At 32.8% G+C, this 14,455-nt stretch carries 13 protein-coding genes; 5 read left to right on the top strand and 8 right to left on the bottom strand.

The genetic code is table 11. The annotated features are described in order from the left end of the window. Positions 1–15: 15 nt before the first annotated feature. The 8 genes from rsmG to rpmH form a co-directional block, all read right to left on the bottom strand. Entirely contained in the window at positions 16–735 is a 720-nt protein-coding gene (gene rsmG, locus G7081_RS02255; RefSeq protein ID WP_166007058.1) for a 16S rRNA (guanine(527)-N(7))-methyltransferase RsmG, read from the bottom strand. A 10-nt stretch (positions 736–745) separates the two neighbouring features. Next, positions 746–2,644, bottom strand: coding sequence for a tRNA uridine-5-carboxymethylaminomethyl(34) synthesis enzyme MnmG (mnmG, locus tag G7081_RS02250; RefSeq protein WP_166007056.1), 1,899 nt, complete (start codon positions 2,642–2,644; stop codon positions 746–748). Between the two features lie 10 nt (positions 2,645–2,654). After that, on the bottom strand, positions 2,655–4,043 hold the full coding sequence (mnmE, locus tag G7081_RS02245; protein WP_166008367.1) for a tRNA uridine-5-carboxymethylaminomethyl(34) synthesis GTPase MnmE: 1,389 nt from the start codon (positions 4,041–4,043) through the stop codon (positions 2,655–2,657). Positions 4,044–4,251: 208 nt separating this feature from the next. Beyond that, entirely contained in the window at positions 4,252–5,406 is a 1,155-nt protein-coding gene (locus tag G7081_RS02240; RefSeq protein WP_166007054.1) for an NAD(P)-dependent malic enzyme, read from the bottom strand. Between the two features lie 188 nt (positions 5,407–5,594). Then, positions 5,595–6,296, bottom strand: a complete 702-nt coding sequence (jag, locus tag G7081_RS02235) for an RNA-binding cell elongation regulator Jag/EloR (RefSeq protein ID WP_166007052.1) — start codon at positions 6,294–6,296, stop codon at positions 5,595–5,597. Positions 6,297–6,336: 40 nt separating this feature from the next. Further along, entirely contained in the window at positions 6,337–7,164 is an 828-nt protein-coding gene (locus tag G7081_RS02230) for a YidC/Oxa1 family membrane protein insertase (protein WP_166007050.1), read from the bottom strand. A gap of 13 nt (positions 7,165–7,177) precedes the next feature. Then, positions 7,178–7,522: a ribonuclease P protein component gene (gene rnpA / locus G7081_RS02225; protein WP_166007048.1), complete on the bottom strand. Its 345-nt coding sequence runs from the start codon at positions 7,520–7,522 to the stop codon at positions 7,178–7,180. A 123-nt stretch (positions 7,523–7,645) separates the two neighbouring features. After that, a complete protein-coding gene (gene rpmH / locus G7081_RS02220; protein WP_166007046.1) occupies positions 7,646–7,780 on the bottom strand; it encodes a 50S ribosomal protein L34 in 135 nt (44 codons plus the stop codon). Positions 7,781–8,262: 482 nt separating this feature from the next. Between rpmH and dnaA the strand changes: the two genes are divergently transcribed. From dnaA to gyrB, 5 genes are all read left to right on the top strand, one after another. Next, the gene (gene dnaA / locus G7081_RS02215) at positions 8,263–9,612 is read left to right on the top strand and encodes a chromosomal replication initiator protein DnaA (protein WP_166007044.1); all 1,350 of its coding nucleotides are present in this window, start codon (positions 8,263–8,265) and stop codon (positions 9,610–9,612) included. A gap of 168 nt (positions 9,613–9,780) precedes the next feature. Further along, positions 9,781–10,911, top strand: coding sequence for a DNA polymerase III subunit beta (gene dnaN, locus G7081_RS02210; protein ID WP_166007042.1), 1,131 nt, complete (start codon positions 9,781–9,783; stop codon positions 10,909–10,911). Positions 10,912–11,117: 206 nt separating this feature from the next. Further along, positions 11,118–11,378 (top strand): S4 domain-containing protein YaaA, encoded by a 261-nt coding sequence (gene yaaA, locus G7081_RS02205; RefSeq protein WP_166007040.1) that lies wholly within the window; start codon positions 11,118–11,120, stop codon positions 11,376–11,378. After that, positions 11,365–12,489, top strand: a complete 1,125-nt coding sequence (gene recF, locus G7081_RS02200) for a DNA replication/repair protein RecF (RefSeq protein ID WP_166007038.1) — start codon at positions 11,365–11,367, stop codon at positions 12,487–12,489. The genes yaaA and recF overlap by 14 nt, the downstream gene beginning before the upstream one ends. Beyond that, complete coding sequence (gyrB, locus tag G7081_RS02195; protein ID WP_166007036.1) at positions 12,489–14,441, top strand: DNA topoisomerase (ATP-hydrolyzing) subunit B; 1,953 nt, start codon at positions 12,489–12,491, stop codon at positions 14,439–14,441. The genes recF and gyrB overlap by 1 nt, the downstream gene beginning before the upstream one ends. Positions 14,442–14,455 lie beyond the last annotated feature (14 nt).

Here is a 14,455-nt window from a genome sequence, read left to right as displayed (position 1 = left end):
CAAGAGACTTGTTTTTTAAACAAGTGGTTGTTTGTTAGGCGTTCCGGGTTTACGAGGGTATTTGTTCGGTGTTTCTTTCTTTTTGCTAATGGTAATAATATGTCTTTTATCACCACTAATTGGTAAAGTTACATCTTCTTCACTACTAACTTTTCCACCAAGTAAATCGATTGCTTTACTTGCCTCATTTAATTCTTCTTCACTTTTAGCCGCTTTTAATGCAAAAAATAAGCCACCTTTTTTTACTAATGGTAAACAAAGTTCTAATAAAACATTTAATCTTGCTACAGCTCTAGCTGTAACAAAATCATATTGTTCTCTGTGCATTTTATTCTTTCCAAAGGTTTCTGCTCGATCATGATATAGATTAACCTTATCTAACTCAAGTTGTTCAACTAAATTAGTTAAAAACGTAATCCGTTTGTTCAATGAATCGACAATGGAAATTTCTAAAGTTGGAAATAAAATTTTTAAAGGAACACTAGGAAATCCTGCTCCTGAACCTACATCACATAATTTTAAACCAGGCTTACTAAAATCATAGATCATTCCTAATGTTAAAGAATCATAAAAATGTTTTAAATAGACTTCTTCTTTGTCTGTGATAGCTGTTAAATTCATTTTTTCATTCCACTCAACAAGCAACTTAAAATATATTTCAAATTGTTTCATTTGTTGATCTGATAATTCAAAGCCTTTTTCTAACAATAACTGTTTAAATTCTTCAGGTTTCATACGAGCTCCTTTATTTATCTTTTTTGACAACTCTTCCTTGTTCTAAATAGACCATTAAAATACTAATGTCAGCTGGGTTTACACCACTTATGCGACTCGCTTGAGCAATTGTTTCAGGTTCAATTTTGATGAGCTTTTGTTTCGCTTCAGTCGCTAAACCATTAATTGCTTCATAATCAATATTTTCTGGGATACGCTTAGCTTCCATTCGTTTTAACTTTTCAACTTTATCAAGTGCTTTCTTAATATAGCCTTCATATTTCAGCTGAATTTCAATTTGTTCAATTACTTTGTTAGGCAATACAACATCCGATACAGGAATAAATTGACTCAGTTCTTTGTACGATATTTCGGGACGTCTTAAAAAATCATTCGCAAGAATGCCATCGCGTAAAGGTGGCATCTCTTTTGTTGCAAGGAAAGCTTGAACTTCTTCCGTAGGTTTTAAACGAATTTGCCCAAGTCTTTTCATTTCATCAATAATCAATTGATTTTTAGTAATGTAAGCCTCATATTGATCATCTTTAACAAGTCCTATTTCACGCCCTTTTTCTGTAAGGCGTAAGTCAGCATTATCATGGCGTAAAATTAAGCGGTATTCTGCGCGTGATGTCAATAACCGATAGGGTTCGTTTGTCCCTTTGGTTACTAAATCATCAATCATCACACCGATATAACCATCACTGCGTTGAAGAATTAATGGATCTTTTCCTTGAATCTTCAATGCCGCATTAATTCCTGCGATTAAACCTTGTCCCCCGGCCTCTTCATAACCACTAGTACCATTTGTTTGTCCAGCGGTATATAAATTCTCAACCAATTTAGTTTCTAACGTTGGCCTTAATTGATGTGGTGTCACAACATCATATTCAATTGCATAACCACTTCTCATCATCTCAGCTTTTTCTAATCCCACAACAGACCGTAGCATTTTTTCTTGAACATCTTCTGGCAGGGATGTTGATAAACCTTGAACATAAATTTCATCAGTATGTTCACCTTCTGGTTCAAGGAAAATTTGATGACGTGGTTTATCACTAAAGCGAACAACTTTATCCTCAATAGAAGGACAATAGCGCGCGCCCACACCTTCAACAATCCCTGTAAACATTGGTGCTCTATGTAAGTTCTCACGAATAATTTCATGCGTCCCTTCATTGGAATACGTTAACCAACAGGGAAGTTGTTCCGTGTTATAGGCACTATCTGGTGTAGCAAAACTAAAATGATTAGGTTGTTCATCTCCTGGTTGTATTTCTGTTACAGAGTAATCGATAGAACTTCCTTTAATCCTTGGTGGTGTCCCTGTTTTAAAACGATCAATTTCGAAGCCTAATGATTTCAAACTATCACTTAATTTTAAAGAGGGTTGTGAGTTATTTGGTCCTGATGAATATTTTAACTCCCCAATAATAATTTCTCCACGCAAAGCTGTTCCAGCTGTGATAATTACCGATTTACTCGAGTAATATGCTCCAGTAGATGTGACAACACCTTTACAAGTACCGTCTTCAACCACAATATCATCAACTAACCCTTGTCTTAGTGTTAGGTTTTCTTGCTTTTCAATTATCTTCTTCATCTCTTCAGCGTAGCGGTTTTTATCTGCTTGTGCTCTTAATGCTCGCACGGCTGGTCCTTTACCAGTGTTAAGCATTCTCATTTGAATATATGTCTTATCAATATTATGACCCATTTCTCCACCAAGAGCATCAATTTCACGAACAACCACACCCTTTGCTGGACCACCTAAAGACGGATTACACGGCATAAAGGCAACCATATCCAAGTTAATCGTTAGTAGTAATGTTTTAGCACCCATACGTGCTGAAGCAAGTGCTGCTTCTGACCCTGCATGACCTGCACCAACCACAATTACATCATATTCTTCTGCATGATATCTTTCCATTATTTTCTCCTTACTTTCCTAGACAAAATTGACTAAACAATTGTGTAATTAATTCATCTTGAACACTATCTCCAATGACTTCACCTAAATAATCCCAAGCTCGCGTCATATCAATTTGTACTAAATCAACAGGCATGTCTGCTTCAATCCCATTTATCACTTCAGATAATGCTAATTCTGCTTGTTCTAAAAGAGCGATGTGTCGATTGTTTGAAACGTAAGTCGCATCTTTCTCAGCCGAGCCACCTTCATAAAACATGTCAGCAATTCCTTGTTCTAAAGCATCTAAGCCTTCTGTATTTTGAACTGAAATAGATAAAACTTGGTCGTTTGTTAACTCTGTTAATTCACTTACATCAAGATTTTTATCTAGGTCCGTTTTATTTAATAGAATAATTCGTTTCATGCCTTCCGTCGCTGTTAATAAATCTTTGTCAGCTTGTGTTAAACCTTCATTTTGATTCAATACCAATAAAATTAAATCGGCTTCGGCTAAAGCTTTACGACTTCTTTCAACACCAATTTTTTCTACAATATCTTCCGTTTCACGAATTCCTGCAGTATCTACTAATTTCAGTGGAACACCACGAACATTAACAAATTCTTCAATCACATCGCGTGTCGTTCCTGCGATATCAGTCACGATTGCCTTATCTTCTTGTAAAAGGTAATTTAACAAACTCGATTTTCCAACATTAGGTCGCCCAATAATTGCTGTTGATAAACCTTCACGTAAAATTTTCCCTTGTTTTGCTGTTTGTAACAATTTTTTAATATCTTGTTTAACAAGTGTTGCTTTCTCTAATAATAATTTTGATGTTAGTTCCTCTACATCATCATATTCCGGATAATCAATATTAACTTCTACCTGTGCTAATGTTAATAAAATTTCTTGTCTAAGAGATTTTATTAACTTAGATAAATTCCCATCCAATTGTTTTATCGCAATTGACATTGCTTTGTCTGTTTTAGCCCGAATCACATCCATAACTGCTTCAGCCTGAGATAGATCCACACGACCATTTAAAAAAGCTCTTTTAGTAAATTCCCCTGGTTCAGCTAATCGTGCGCCTTCTCTTAATAATAATTGTAATACTTGGTTAGTAACTACTATTCCACCGTGACAATTGATTTCGACAACATCTTCACGGGTAAATGTTCTAGGTTCTCTCATTACAGAAACCATTACTTCATCAATTATTCGTTTATTTTTCGGATCTTCTACGTGTCCATAGTGAATGGTATGGGAAGGCACATCTGATAAATTTTTATTTGATTTAAATACTTTTTGACTAATATCTAGAGCTTGATCACCACTTAGTCTCACAATACTAATAGCACCTTCTCCTGAAGCGGTTGAAATAGCCGCAATTGTATCAAACTCAGCCGTAATATTCATCTTCATCACACCCTATCTTTTATTTTTAGACATAGAAAAAAGTGCCCACTCCACCCCTTGTCCTTCAAGAAGTAGACTTAGCACTTTGACTGCGTTTATCTAATGTTTAGTTTTTAACTTTCTACCTACACTATTTTACAAGAAAACCTCATCCATATCAAGTTTATAGGGTAAATAAAAACCACTATCTGAAATAGTGGTTAAATTATTATTTAACTGCATTTTTAACGCTATTGGCAACTGTTTCTGAAACACCAGGTTTAAATACATCAGGTAAAATGCGTTCTGGATTTAATTCCTCATCACTCACCATTGCAGCAATACCTTCTGCTGCAGCAATTTGCATTTCGACTGTAATGTCGTTAGCACGTGCATCAATCGCTCCACGGAAAATCCCAGGGAAACATAATACATTATTAATTTGGTTAGGGAAATCACTACGTCCAGTTCCAATAATATACGCTCCAGCAGCTTTAGCTTCATCGGGCATAATTTCTGGTGTTGGATTAGCCATAGCAAATACCATTGATTTTTCTGCCATTGTTGATACCCATTCTGGTTTTAGTGCACCTGGGCCAGAAACTCCAACAAAGACATCTGCTCCCACTAAAGCGTCAGCAGCCGTCCCAGTATCGCGATTTGGATTTGTAATTTCAGCAATTGCTTTATGATGATCAGGTAAATCTGGGTTATCAGCACAAATGATGCCTGTACGATCTAATACTTGAACATTTTTTGCTCCGGCTGATAAGAATAAGCGTGCAATTGCTAATCCGGCAGCACCTGCTCCCATAATAACAATTTTAATATCTTCAATCTTTTTATCTGTTAAACGTAGCCCATTTAATAATGCTGCTAATACAACGATAGCTGTACCATGTTGATCATCATGGAATACAGGGATATCTAACATTTCTTTTAAGCGTGTTTCAATTTCAAAACAGCGTGGAGCACCAATATCTTCTAAATTAATACCTGCAAATGAAGGAGCAATCGCAGCTACAGCTTGAATAATTTCTTCAGTATCTTGAGTGTTTAATGAAATCGGTATAGCATCGACATCAGCAAAGCGTTTAAATAATGTTGCTTTACCTTCCATAACTGGAATAGCAGCTTCCGGTCCTATATTACCTAATCCAAGTACCGCTGAACCATCAGTTACAACTGCAACCATATTTTTTTTAGTAGTGTATTCATAAGCTTTTTCTTTATCTTCGGCGATTTCCATACACACTGCACCAACACCTGGTGTATAAGCAATTGCTAAATCCTCCATCGTATCGATTGCTACTTTTGATACAATTTCCATTTTACCACCATGTTTACGAGCTTGTTCAATTGCTAATTCTTTTACATCTGTCATGTTGAAACACTCCTTCAAGTAATTTTATATTATTTAAGGTTTATTAAACCTTCTGACTATATCAGTTTACCACTAACTAAAAATAATATCTCTGATAACCGTTAAAATGAATTGTTTCCATAGTAGACTTTTATGTTGCTCATATACTCATCACATTATTCTCTAATAAAAGAAAAAACTCTCAAAAATTAGAGAGTTTTTTCTTTATTATATTCAACTACTAAATATCTAAATGGCTCATCACCTTCTGAATGAGTTTTCACTTCATCAAATTCAGATAAAAAGGCATGAATAAATTTTCGTTCAAATGCAGGCATCGGATCTAAGAAAACAGGTTGTTTGTATTCACGAACTTCTTTTAATGTTTCATTAGCAATACGAGATAATTTTTTCTCTCTTCTTTGTCGATAATCGCCAACATCGACTACTACAGAAATACGCTCTTCCGAAACACGATGCATATATACTTGAGAAATATATTGAAGTGCATTTAAAACTCTGCCGTGCTTACCTATAATTAAACCTGGATTTGTAACTGCAATATCTAAAATCACTTTATTATTTTCTTTATTAACATTGATTTTTGCGTCTTCACCTAGTCCCGTAATAATTTCTTCTATGTAGGTAACTAAATTGTTTATTGCAGTGTTTTCTTCATTTTTTATTAATTTAGATTCTGATACATTCGATTCAGACGTTGTTTTAGACGTTACTTCTAAATCTAGTTGTTTCTCCGTTATATCAACAACTGCTTGTTGTTTTCCTATGCCTAAAAAACCTTTTTTAGCATCCTGAATAACAACAACCTCTGCTGTTTCATCCGAAAGATTTAATTCCTTAAGCCCTTTTGAAATTGCTTGTTCTACTGTGATCCCATCAAATTTGGTCATTGAACTAGCCCCCTTAAAATAATTAAACAGCAACGATCAACTATTTTTTGTTACGTTTTTTCTTAGATTTATGTGCTTTCGCAACGGCTCTTTCTAAATCCCGTTTTCGCTTAGCTTCTTCTTCACGTTCTTTACGAATTTTAAACGGGTTATTAATCATTAATGTTTGAATAACTTGGAACGCATTTCCTACTACCCAGTATAATGATAACGCACTTGGGAAGTTTAATGCCATGAAGAAAATCATAACTGGCATAAAATAAGTCATGGCTGTCATTGCAGGGTTCGATTCAACCTGACTCATGCTTGATAATTTTGTACTTAAAAATGTAAATAAAGCAGCTAAAATTGGTAAAATAATATACGGATCTGGTTCAGCCAATTTCATCCATAAGAATGAACCTGTTTTTAATCCATCTACTCGTGAAATAGCTTGGTAAAGCGCCATTAAAATTGGCATTTGAATTAACAATGGTAAACAACCGGCAAATGGATTCACACCATGTTCACTATAAAGTCGTTGTGTTTCTTCTTGCAATTTACGGCGTGTTTCTGGATCTTTTGCCGCATATTTTTCTTGTAACACTTTAATTTTAGGCTGTAACTCTTGTGTTTTTCGCATTGATTTCATTTGATAGTTCATCAACGGGAATAAAATCACTCTGACAATAAGTGTAAATAAAATAATCCCCAAACCTGCACTCGCAGAAAATGATAATGCTTTAATAGCACGACCAAAATTATAAACAATATAATGATCCCAAATTCCTGTTGAGCTACTTGTAATTTCACTCGTACCACAACCTGTTAATACAAGAGTGATAGTTAATAATGATAACGTTAATAAAAGTTTTTTCTTGTTTTTCAATTTCAAATCTCCTTTATTCCACTTTTTTTAATATGTTAGCTAATTTAAATACATGTAGTAAATTTTTTTTAATTTCTTCAAATGATAAATTTACAATGTTAGGTCTAGCAATAATGATTACATTATAATTTTGGTTAATTTGGCTATCTAATTGATTTAAATTATTTCTTATAACACGTTTAATATAATTTCTTGTTACAGCATTGCCAATTTTTTTACCCACAGATAAACCAACACGAAAATGCTTTTGATCAAAAGGTTCTATATAGATAACAAAATTTCTGTTAGCAAACGTGTTTTTAAGTTGCATTATCTTTTGAAATTCAGTTTCTTTTTTTATACGATAAGACTTTTTCACTGTTTACTCCCTTCAGATTGTTAAACACATCAATACTGTGTTTAATTCTAACATAAAATTCATATATTTATTAACCGCTTGCAAAAAAAAAATCAAAAAAAAACCACTGAACAGGTCAGCGGCTTATGAGCATAAAACTTTTCTTCCTTTACGACGTCTTGAAGCTAAAACGCGACGACCGTTTTTAGTGCTCATGCGTTTACGGAAACCATGAACTTTAGCATGTTTACGATTATTTGGTTGGAATGTTCTTTTCATATTGTGGCACCTCCTATAAATATCAGTGTTATCTACTTAATAGTTAGACAGACTCCAATAGTATACGAAAGACTGGCTGTTCTGTCAACCTTTCATCAAATATATTTATTACCAGTTATCCACAATTTTTGCTGATGTTAAGTGAGTCTTTTTGTTTATACTTTTTTAAAGAAAATTATGAATCATTTTTAAAGACGGTGTTATCAACAATTACACACACTGTTAATTATTATCCACAATTTAAAAACATTTGTGGATAAAGCATAACAAACCTTACTATCATTAACTTTTTAGTTCATTGTGTTATGTGAATAACTTTTTTAAATCCAAGTTATTCACATTTTTTAAAATTATTGTTGATAACTTTATGCCTGTCTGTTCATTTTTTTTCCACAACACACAATAATCAGTGGAAAACTTTTTTTTTTAATGATAAAATAAAGTCTAATTGGTATTTTATATCAGCAAAAGGAGGAGTATCGATGCCAGATATTGCATATATATGGTCTGAATTAGTTTCTACTTATAAGGCAATTATGACTACACCTAGTTTTAATGCCTGGATTGAACAAGCTAAGCCAATCGAATTAACTGATGGTCAATTAACTATTGAAGTGCCATCTAGTTTACATAAAGAGTATTGGGAAAAGAATTTATCAACAAAGATTGTTGAAACTGGTTTTCGTTTAACTGGCTCTGAAATCACTCCTAGATTTATTATAAAAAGTGATGTTAAAGAAGAGTTAATTGATCAAGTTGAAACTAAAAAAATAGAAAAAAGTTCCACACTTTCTAAAGAGAATAGTCGTAAAGCTTTATTGAATCCTAAATATAGTTTTGATACTTTTGTTATTGGAAAAGGGAACCAAATGGCTCATGCAGCTGCACTAGTTGTTGCTGAAGATCCTGGTTCGACTTATAACCCATTATTTTTCTATGGTGGTGTCGGTTTAGGTAAAACCCATTTGATGCATGCTATCGGCCACCAAATGCTACTAAATAATCCAAATGCTAAAGTAAAGTATGTCAGTAGTGAAACATTCGCAAATGATTATATTAATTCTATTCAAAATAAAATGTCTGAAGAATTTAGACAAGAATATCGTAATGTCGATTTATTATTAGTAGATGATATTCAATTTTTTGCTAATAAAGAAGGTACACAGGAAGAATTCTTCCATACTTTTAATGCCCTTTATAATGATGGTCGACAAATTGTTTTAACAAGTGATCGATTACCTAATGAAATTCCAAAACTTGAGGAACGATTAGTATCACGTTTTGCTTGGGGGCTTTCTGTTGACATCACACCACCTGATTTAGAAACTAGAATTGCAATTCTTCGGAAAAAAGCTGACGCTGAGCGTCTTGAAATTCCTGATGATACATTAAGTTATATTGCAGGCCAAATTGATTCAAATATTCGTGAACTAGAAGGGGCACTTGTGCGTGTACAAGCCTATGCAACTATGAATAGTCAAGATATTACAACAAGCCTAGCAGCTGATTCTTTAAAAACTCTTCGTTCTGCAAGTACTAACAGCCAACTTTCAATCCTAAAAATCCAAGAATCTGTATGCAATTTCTATCATATTCAATTAAAAGATTTAAAAGGAAAAAAACGTGTTAAAACGATTGTTTTACCACGACAAATTGCAATGTATTTAGCTAGAGAATTGACTGAAAATTCGCTTCCAAAGATTGGTGCTGAATTCGGGGGGAAAGATCATACTACTGTGATACACTCTCACGAAAAAATTCAACAACTAATTGAAACTGATCCAACAATCCAAAAAGAAGTCAATGAAATTAAACAAAACCTTATTTCTTAGATGTGGATAAGTATTTAAAAATGATTACTTTATCCACAGTTTATTAACAGGTGTGTAACTCTTGATAAATAACAGCTTATATCTAATATCCACATTAATAACAGGACCTACTACTACTATTATTTTATTAATAATATAATTATATATACTTGAAAGGACTCAACTCTAATGAAAATTACAATAAATAGAAATTCTTTTTTAAATGAACTAGCAACTGTTCAACGTGCTATTTCTTCAAAAACAACTATTCCAATATTGACAGGTGTTAAAATTAATCTAACCGATGAAGGTTTAACTTTAACGGGAAGTAATGCTGACATTTCTATTGAAACTTTTTTGTCCGTTAAAGATGAAAAAGCACAAATGTTAATTGAAGAAACAGGAGCAATTGTTTTACAAGCTCGCTTCTTTAATGAAATTATTCGTAAATTACCAGAACCTACTGTTACATTAGAAGTAATGGATAATAATCAAGTTGCTATTACTTCTGGAGCAGCAGAATTTATTGTAAATGGTCTTGATGCAGAAAATTATCCTCATTTACCTGTTGTTGATGAAAAAAAACAATTAGAAATTCCAGTACGTGTATTAACTAAATTAATTAATGAAACAGGTTTTGCTATATCTAGTCAAGAAAGTCGTCCAATTTTAACTGGAGTTCATTTTGTTTTAGAAAATCAAACTCTTAAAGCTGTTGCAACAGATAGTCATCGATTAAGTCAAAGAGTTATTAATCTAGAAAATTCAAATAATGATTTTGATATTGTTGTACCAGGAAAAAGTCTACAAGAACTATCTAAATCGTTCCAAGATGAAGAAGAAATGGTTTCTATTAGCATCATGGAAAATCAAGTCTTATTTAAAACTAGCAACATGTATTTCTATTCAAGATTGTTAGAAGGTAAATATCCTGATACTAATCGTTTAATCCCAACAGAGTTTACAAGTGAAATTACTTTTAATGTAGCAAAATTATCAGCAGCCATTGATCGTGCATCATTACTATCACACGAAGGCCGTAATAATATTGTTAAATTATCATTAGCAGATAATAAAGCAATAATTTTTGGTAATTCGCCTGAAATTGGAAATGTTCAAGAAGAATTAACCTATGAATCAATAACTGGAGAACCATTGGAAATATCATTCAATCCAGACTATATGAAACATGCTTTGAAAGCTTTTGGAAATATAGATGTTGTAATTAAATTTATTTCACCTATCAGACCATTTACTTTAGAACCAACAGATTCTGATATTTCATTTATTCAATTAATTACTCCTGTTAGAACTAACTAATTAAACTAAAACAGCCATATATAATGTATGGCTGTTTTTTTATTTCTTAAATTTAACGTGTTTTAAGCCTTTTTTAAGAAAATAGACAAATCTATCGAAAATATTATCAAATATCTTAAACGATTAAATATTGTGGTTTATTTGTTTTTTAGCCTAAAAAAAGGTATAATAATTAATGATATTATGTTCTAAAAGAAGGTGAAAATTTGAAAGAAAAATTTATTTTAAAAACTGAATTTATTACATTAGGACAATTTCTAAAAGAAATCACTATTATCAGTAGTGGTGGTCAGGCAAAATGGTATTTACGCGAAAATGTTGTGTTTGTCGATGGAGAAGAAGAAACTAGAAGAGGTCGAAAACTTTACGCTGGAATGATGATTGAAATTCCAGGTGAAGGTACTTATTTTATGGAAGAATCAAATGGAAACTTAACCGATGAGGTTGTTACTGATGAGATTAACTAAACTATCTTTATTAAATTTTAGAAATTATAAAGAATTATCTTTAAAATTTGATAATTCTTTAGTTATTTTTTTAGGTGAAAATGCACAAGGTAAGACAAATTTGTTAGAAAGTATTTATGTTTTGGCAATGACGAGAAGTCACCGGACAACCACTGATAAAGAATTAATTGGTTGGTCAGATGATTTTGGCCGAATTGAAGGCGATATTTTAAAACATAATAAACAACTTACCTTAGAGATGGTTGTAAGTAATAAGGGAAAAAAAACAAAAGTAAATCATTTAGAAAAGAAACGTTTAAGTGAATATGTTGGTGAATTAAATGTTGTTTTATTTGCTCCTGAAGATCTTTATTTGATAAAAGGTGCACCGCAATTAAGAAGACGTTTTATCGATATGGAATTAGGGCAAATTAATCCACATTATCTGTATCATTTAACTATCTATCAAAAAGTATTAAAACAAAGAAATAAATATTTGAAACAGCTTGCTAGTGATAAAAAAAATAGTGATCAATATTTAGATGTTTTGACAGAACAATTGGCAAACTCGGGTAGTTATGTATTATATTTGCGATATCAATATCTAATAAAGTTAGAAAAGTGGTCACAAGAGATACACGATGGTATTACTAATGGCCGTGAAATACTTGAAATAAAATATGAAACAAAGCTAGATATTAATTCTAGTATGGAAAGACCAGAGTTTGAAGAATATTTGTTAGCTGAGTTAAAGAAAAATTATAATAAAGATATTTTTAAACAATCAACTAGTGTTGGCCCTCATAGAGATGATTTGAGTTTTTACATTGATAAAAATAATGTGCAAAATTTTGGTTCTCAAGGTCAACAACGAACAACAGCTTTAAGTTTAAAATTAGCCGAAATTGAATTAATAAAAGAAGAAACAGGGGAATACCCAGTACTTTTATTAGATGATGTTATGAGTGAATTAGATGATGATCGTCAAATTCATTTATTAAAAACTATCGAAAATAAGGTGCAAACATTTATAACAACAACAACTTTAAAACATTTAGAAGATCGAATGTTGAGTCAACCTGAAATTTATCAGGTACGAAACGGTCAAGTAGAGAGGAAGAGTGATTCATAGTGACAGAAGAAAAGAAAAAATATTCTGATGATAAGGCTAATGAATATGATGCCAGTCAGATACAAGTACTAGAAGGTTTAGAAGCAGTCCGAAAACGTCCAGGAATGTACATTGGTTCAACAAGCGGACAAGGTTTACATCATTTAGTTTGGGAAATCGTTGATAATTCAATCGATGAGGCATTAGCTGGATTTTGTACAGAAATTAATGTTGAAATTGAAAAAAATGGCAGTATTACTGTAATTGATGATGGTCGTGGTATTCCAGTTGGAATTCAAGAAAAAACGGGACGTCCCGCAGTTGAGACCGTTTTTACTGTTCTTCATGCTGGTGGTAAATTTGGTGGTGGAGGTTATAAAGTTTCCGGTGGACTCCATGGTGTTGGTTCATCAGTAGTTAACGCTCTATCTACACAGTTAGATGTTAAAGTTTATAAAGATGGTAAAATTCATTACCAAGAGTTTAAACAAGGAAAAGTAGGCGATGATTTAAAAGTCATTGGTGAAACAGACCGACATGGTACAACTGTGCATTTCACTCCAGATCCAGAAATTTTTACAGAAACAGTCGTTTATGAATTTGAAAAATTAGCAACACGTATGCGTGAATTAGCCTTCCTAAATCGTGGTTTAAAATTAACGATTGAAGATAAACGTGATGGAATGGAAGAAAAACGAGATTTCTTCTATGAAGGCGGAATTAAAAGCTACGTAGAACATTTAAATACGAATAAAACTGTGCTTTTTGATGATCCAATTTATACAGAAGGCGAACAACAAGATATTATGGTTGAAGTAGCTATTCAATATACAGATGGGTACCACTCGAATATTTTAAGTTTTGCCAATAATATCCACACATATGAAGGTGGAACTCATGAATTTGGTTTTAGAACAGCTTTAACACGTGTAATTAATGATTATGGTCGTAAACAAAAAATCATTAAAGAAAATGAAGAAAATTTAAGTGGTGAAGATGTTCGTGAAGGAATTACTGCAGTTATTTCTATTAAACATCCTGATCCACAATTTGAAGGACAAACTAAAACTAAACTTGGTAACTCTGAAGTCAGAACGGTTACTGATCGTTTATTCTCAGAAGCTTTCAATAAGTTTTTATTGGAAAATCCAACAGTCGCTCGTAAAGTGATTGAAAAAGGTGTTCTAGCTGCAAAAGCCAGAATGGCTGCTAAACGAGCAAGAGAAGTAACGCGTCGTAAAGGTGCTTTAGAAATCAGTAATTTACCTGGTAAATTAGCAGATTGTTCAAGTAAAAATCCTGAAGTTTCTGAATTATTTATCGTTGAGGGTGATTCTGCCGGTGGATCTGCAAAACAAGGACGTGACCGTGAAACACAAGCTATCTTACCAATCCGTGGTAAAATTTTGAACGTTGAAAAAGCAAGCATGGATAAAATTCTTGAAAATACAGAAATTCGTTCGTTATTTACTGCTATGGGTACAGGTTTTGGAGACGAATTTGATATTTCAAAAGCTCGTTATCATAAATTAGTAATCATGACTGATGCTGATGTCGATGGAGCTCATATTCGTACATTATTATTAACATTATTCTATCGTTTCATGCGACCTGTTGTTGAAGCAGGCTATGTTTATATTGCTCAACCGCCATTATATGGTATTAAACAAGGTAAAAATATTACATATATTCAACCTGGGAAAAATGCTGATGAGGATTTAGCAAATGCTATGAAAGAATTGCCTGCGACACCTAAGCCGAATATTCAACGTTATAAGGGTCTTGGGGAGATGGATGATCATCAGCTATGGGAAACAACAATGGACCCTGAGAGACGCATGATGTTGCGTGTAACAGTGGATGATGCAATTAAAGCCGATCAAGTATTTGAAATGTTGATGGGTGATAAAGTTGAACCACGCCGTAATTTTATTGAAGAAAATGCTAGATACGTTAAGAATTTAGATATCTAATAAAGAAGGAGATA

This window comes from Vagococcus coleopterorum, assembly GCF_011303955.1.
GTDB classification, from domain to species: domain Bacteria; phylum Bacillota; class Bacilli; order Lactobacillales; family Vagococcaceae; genus Vagococcus_D; species Vagococcus_D coleopterorum.
This window is presented reverse-complemented; position numbering and strand designations above follow the sequence as displayed.

Coding starts and splice junctions, on each gene's coding strand:
- rsmG (WP_166007058.1), bottom strand. CDS start 735: ATGAAACCTGAAGAATTTAAACAGTTATTGTTAGAAAAAGGCTTTGAA.
- mnmG (WP_166007056.1), bottom strand. CDS start 2,644: ATGGAAAGATATCATGCAGAAGAATATGATGTAATTGTGGTTGGTGCA.
- mnmE (WP_166008367.1), bottom strand. CDS start 4,043: ATGAATATTACGGCTGAGTTTGATACAATTGCGGCTATTTCAACCGCT.
- G7081_RS02240 (WP_166007054.1), bottom strand. CDS start 5,406: ATGACAGATGTAAAAGAATTAGCAATTGAACAAGCTCGTAAACATGGT.
- jag (WP_166007052.1), bottom strand. CDS start 6,296: ATGACCAAATTTGATGGGATCACAGTAGAACAAGCAATTTCAAAAGGG.
- rpmH (WP_166007046.1), bottom strand. CDS start 7,780: ATGAAAAGAACATTCCAACCAAATAATCGTAAACATGCTAAAGTTCAT.
- dnaA (WP_166007044.1), top strand. CDS start 8,263: ATGCCAGATATTGCATATATATGGTCTGAATTAGTTTCTACTTATAAG.
- dnaN (WP_166007042.1), top strand. CDS start 9,781: ATGAAAATTACAATAAATAGAAATTCTTTTTTAAATGAACTAGCAACT.
- recF (WP_166007038.1), top strand. CDS start 11,365: ATGAGATTAACTAAACTATCTTTATTAAATTTTAGAAATTATAAAGAA.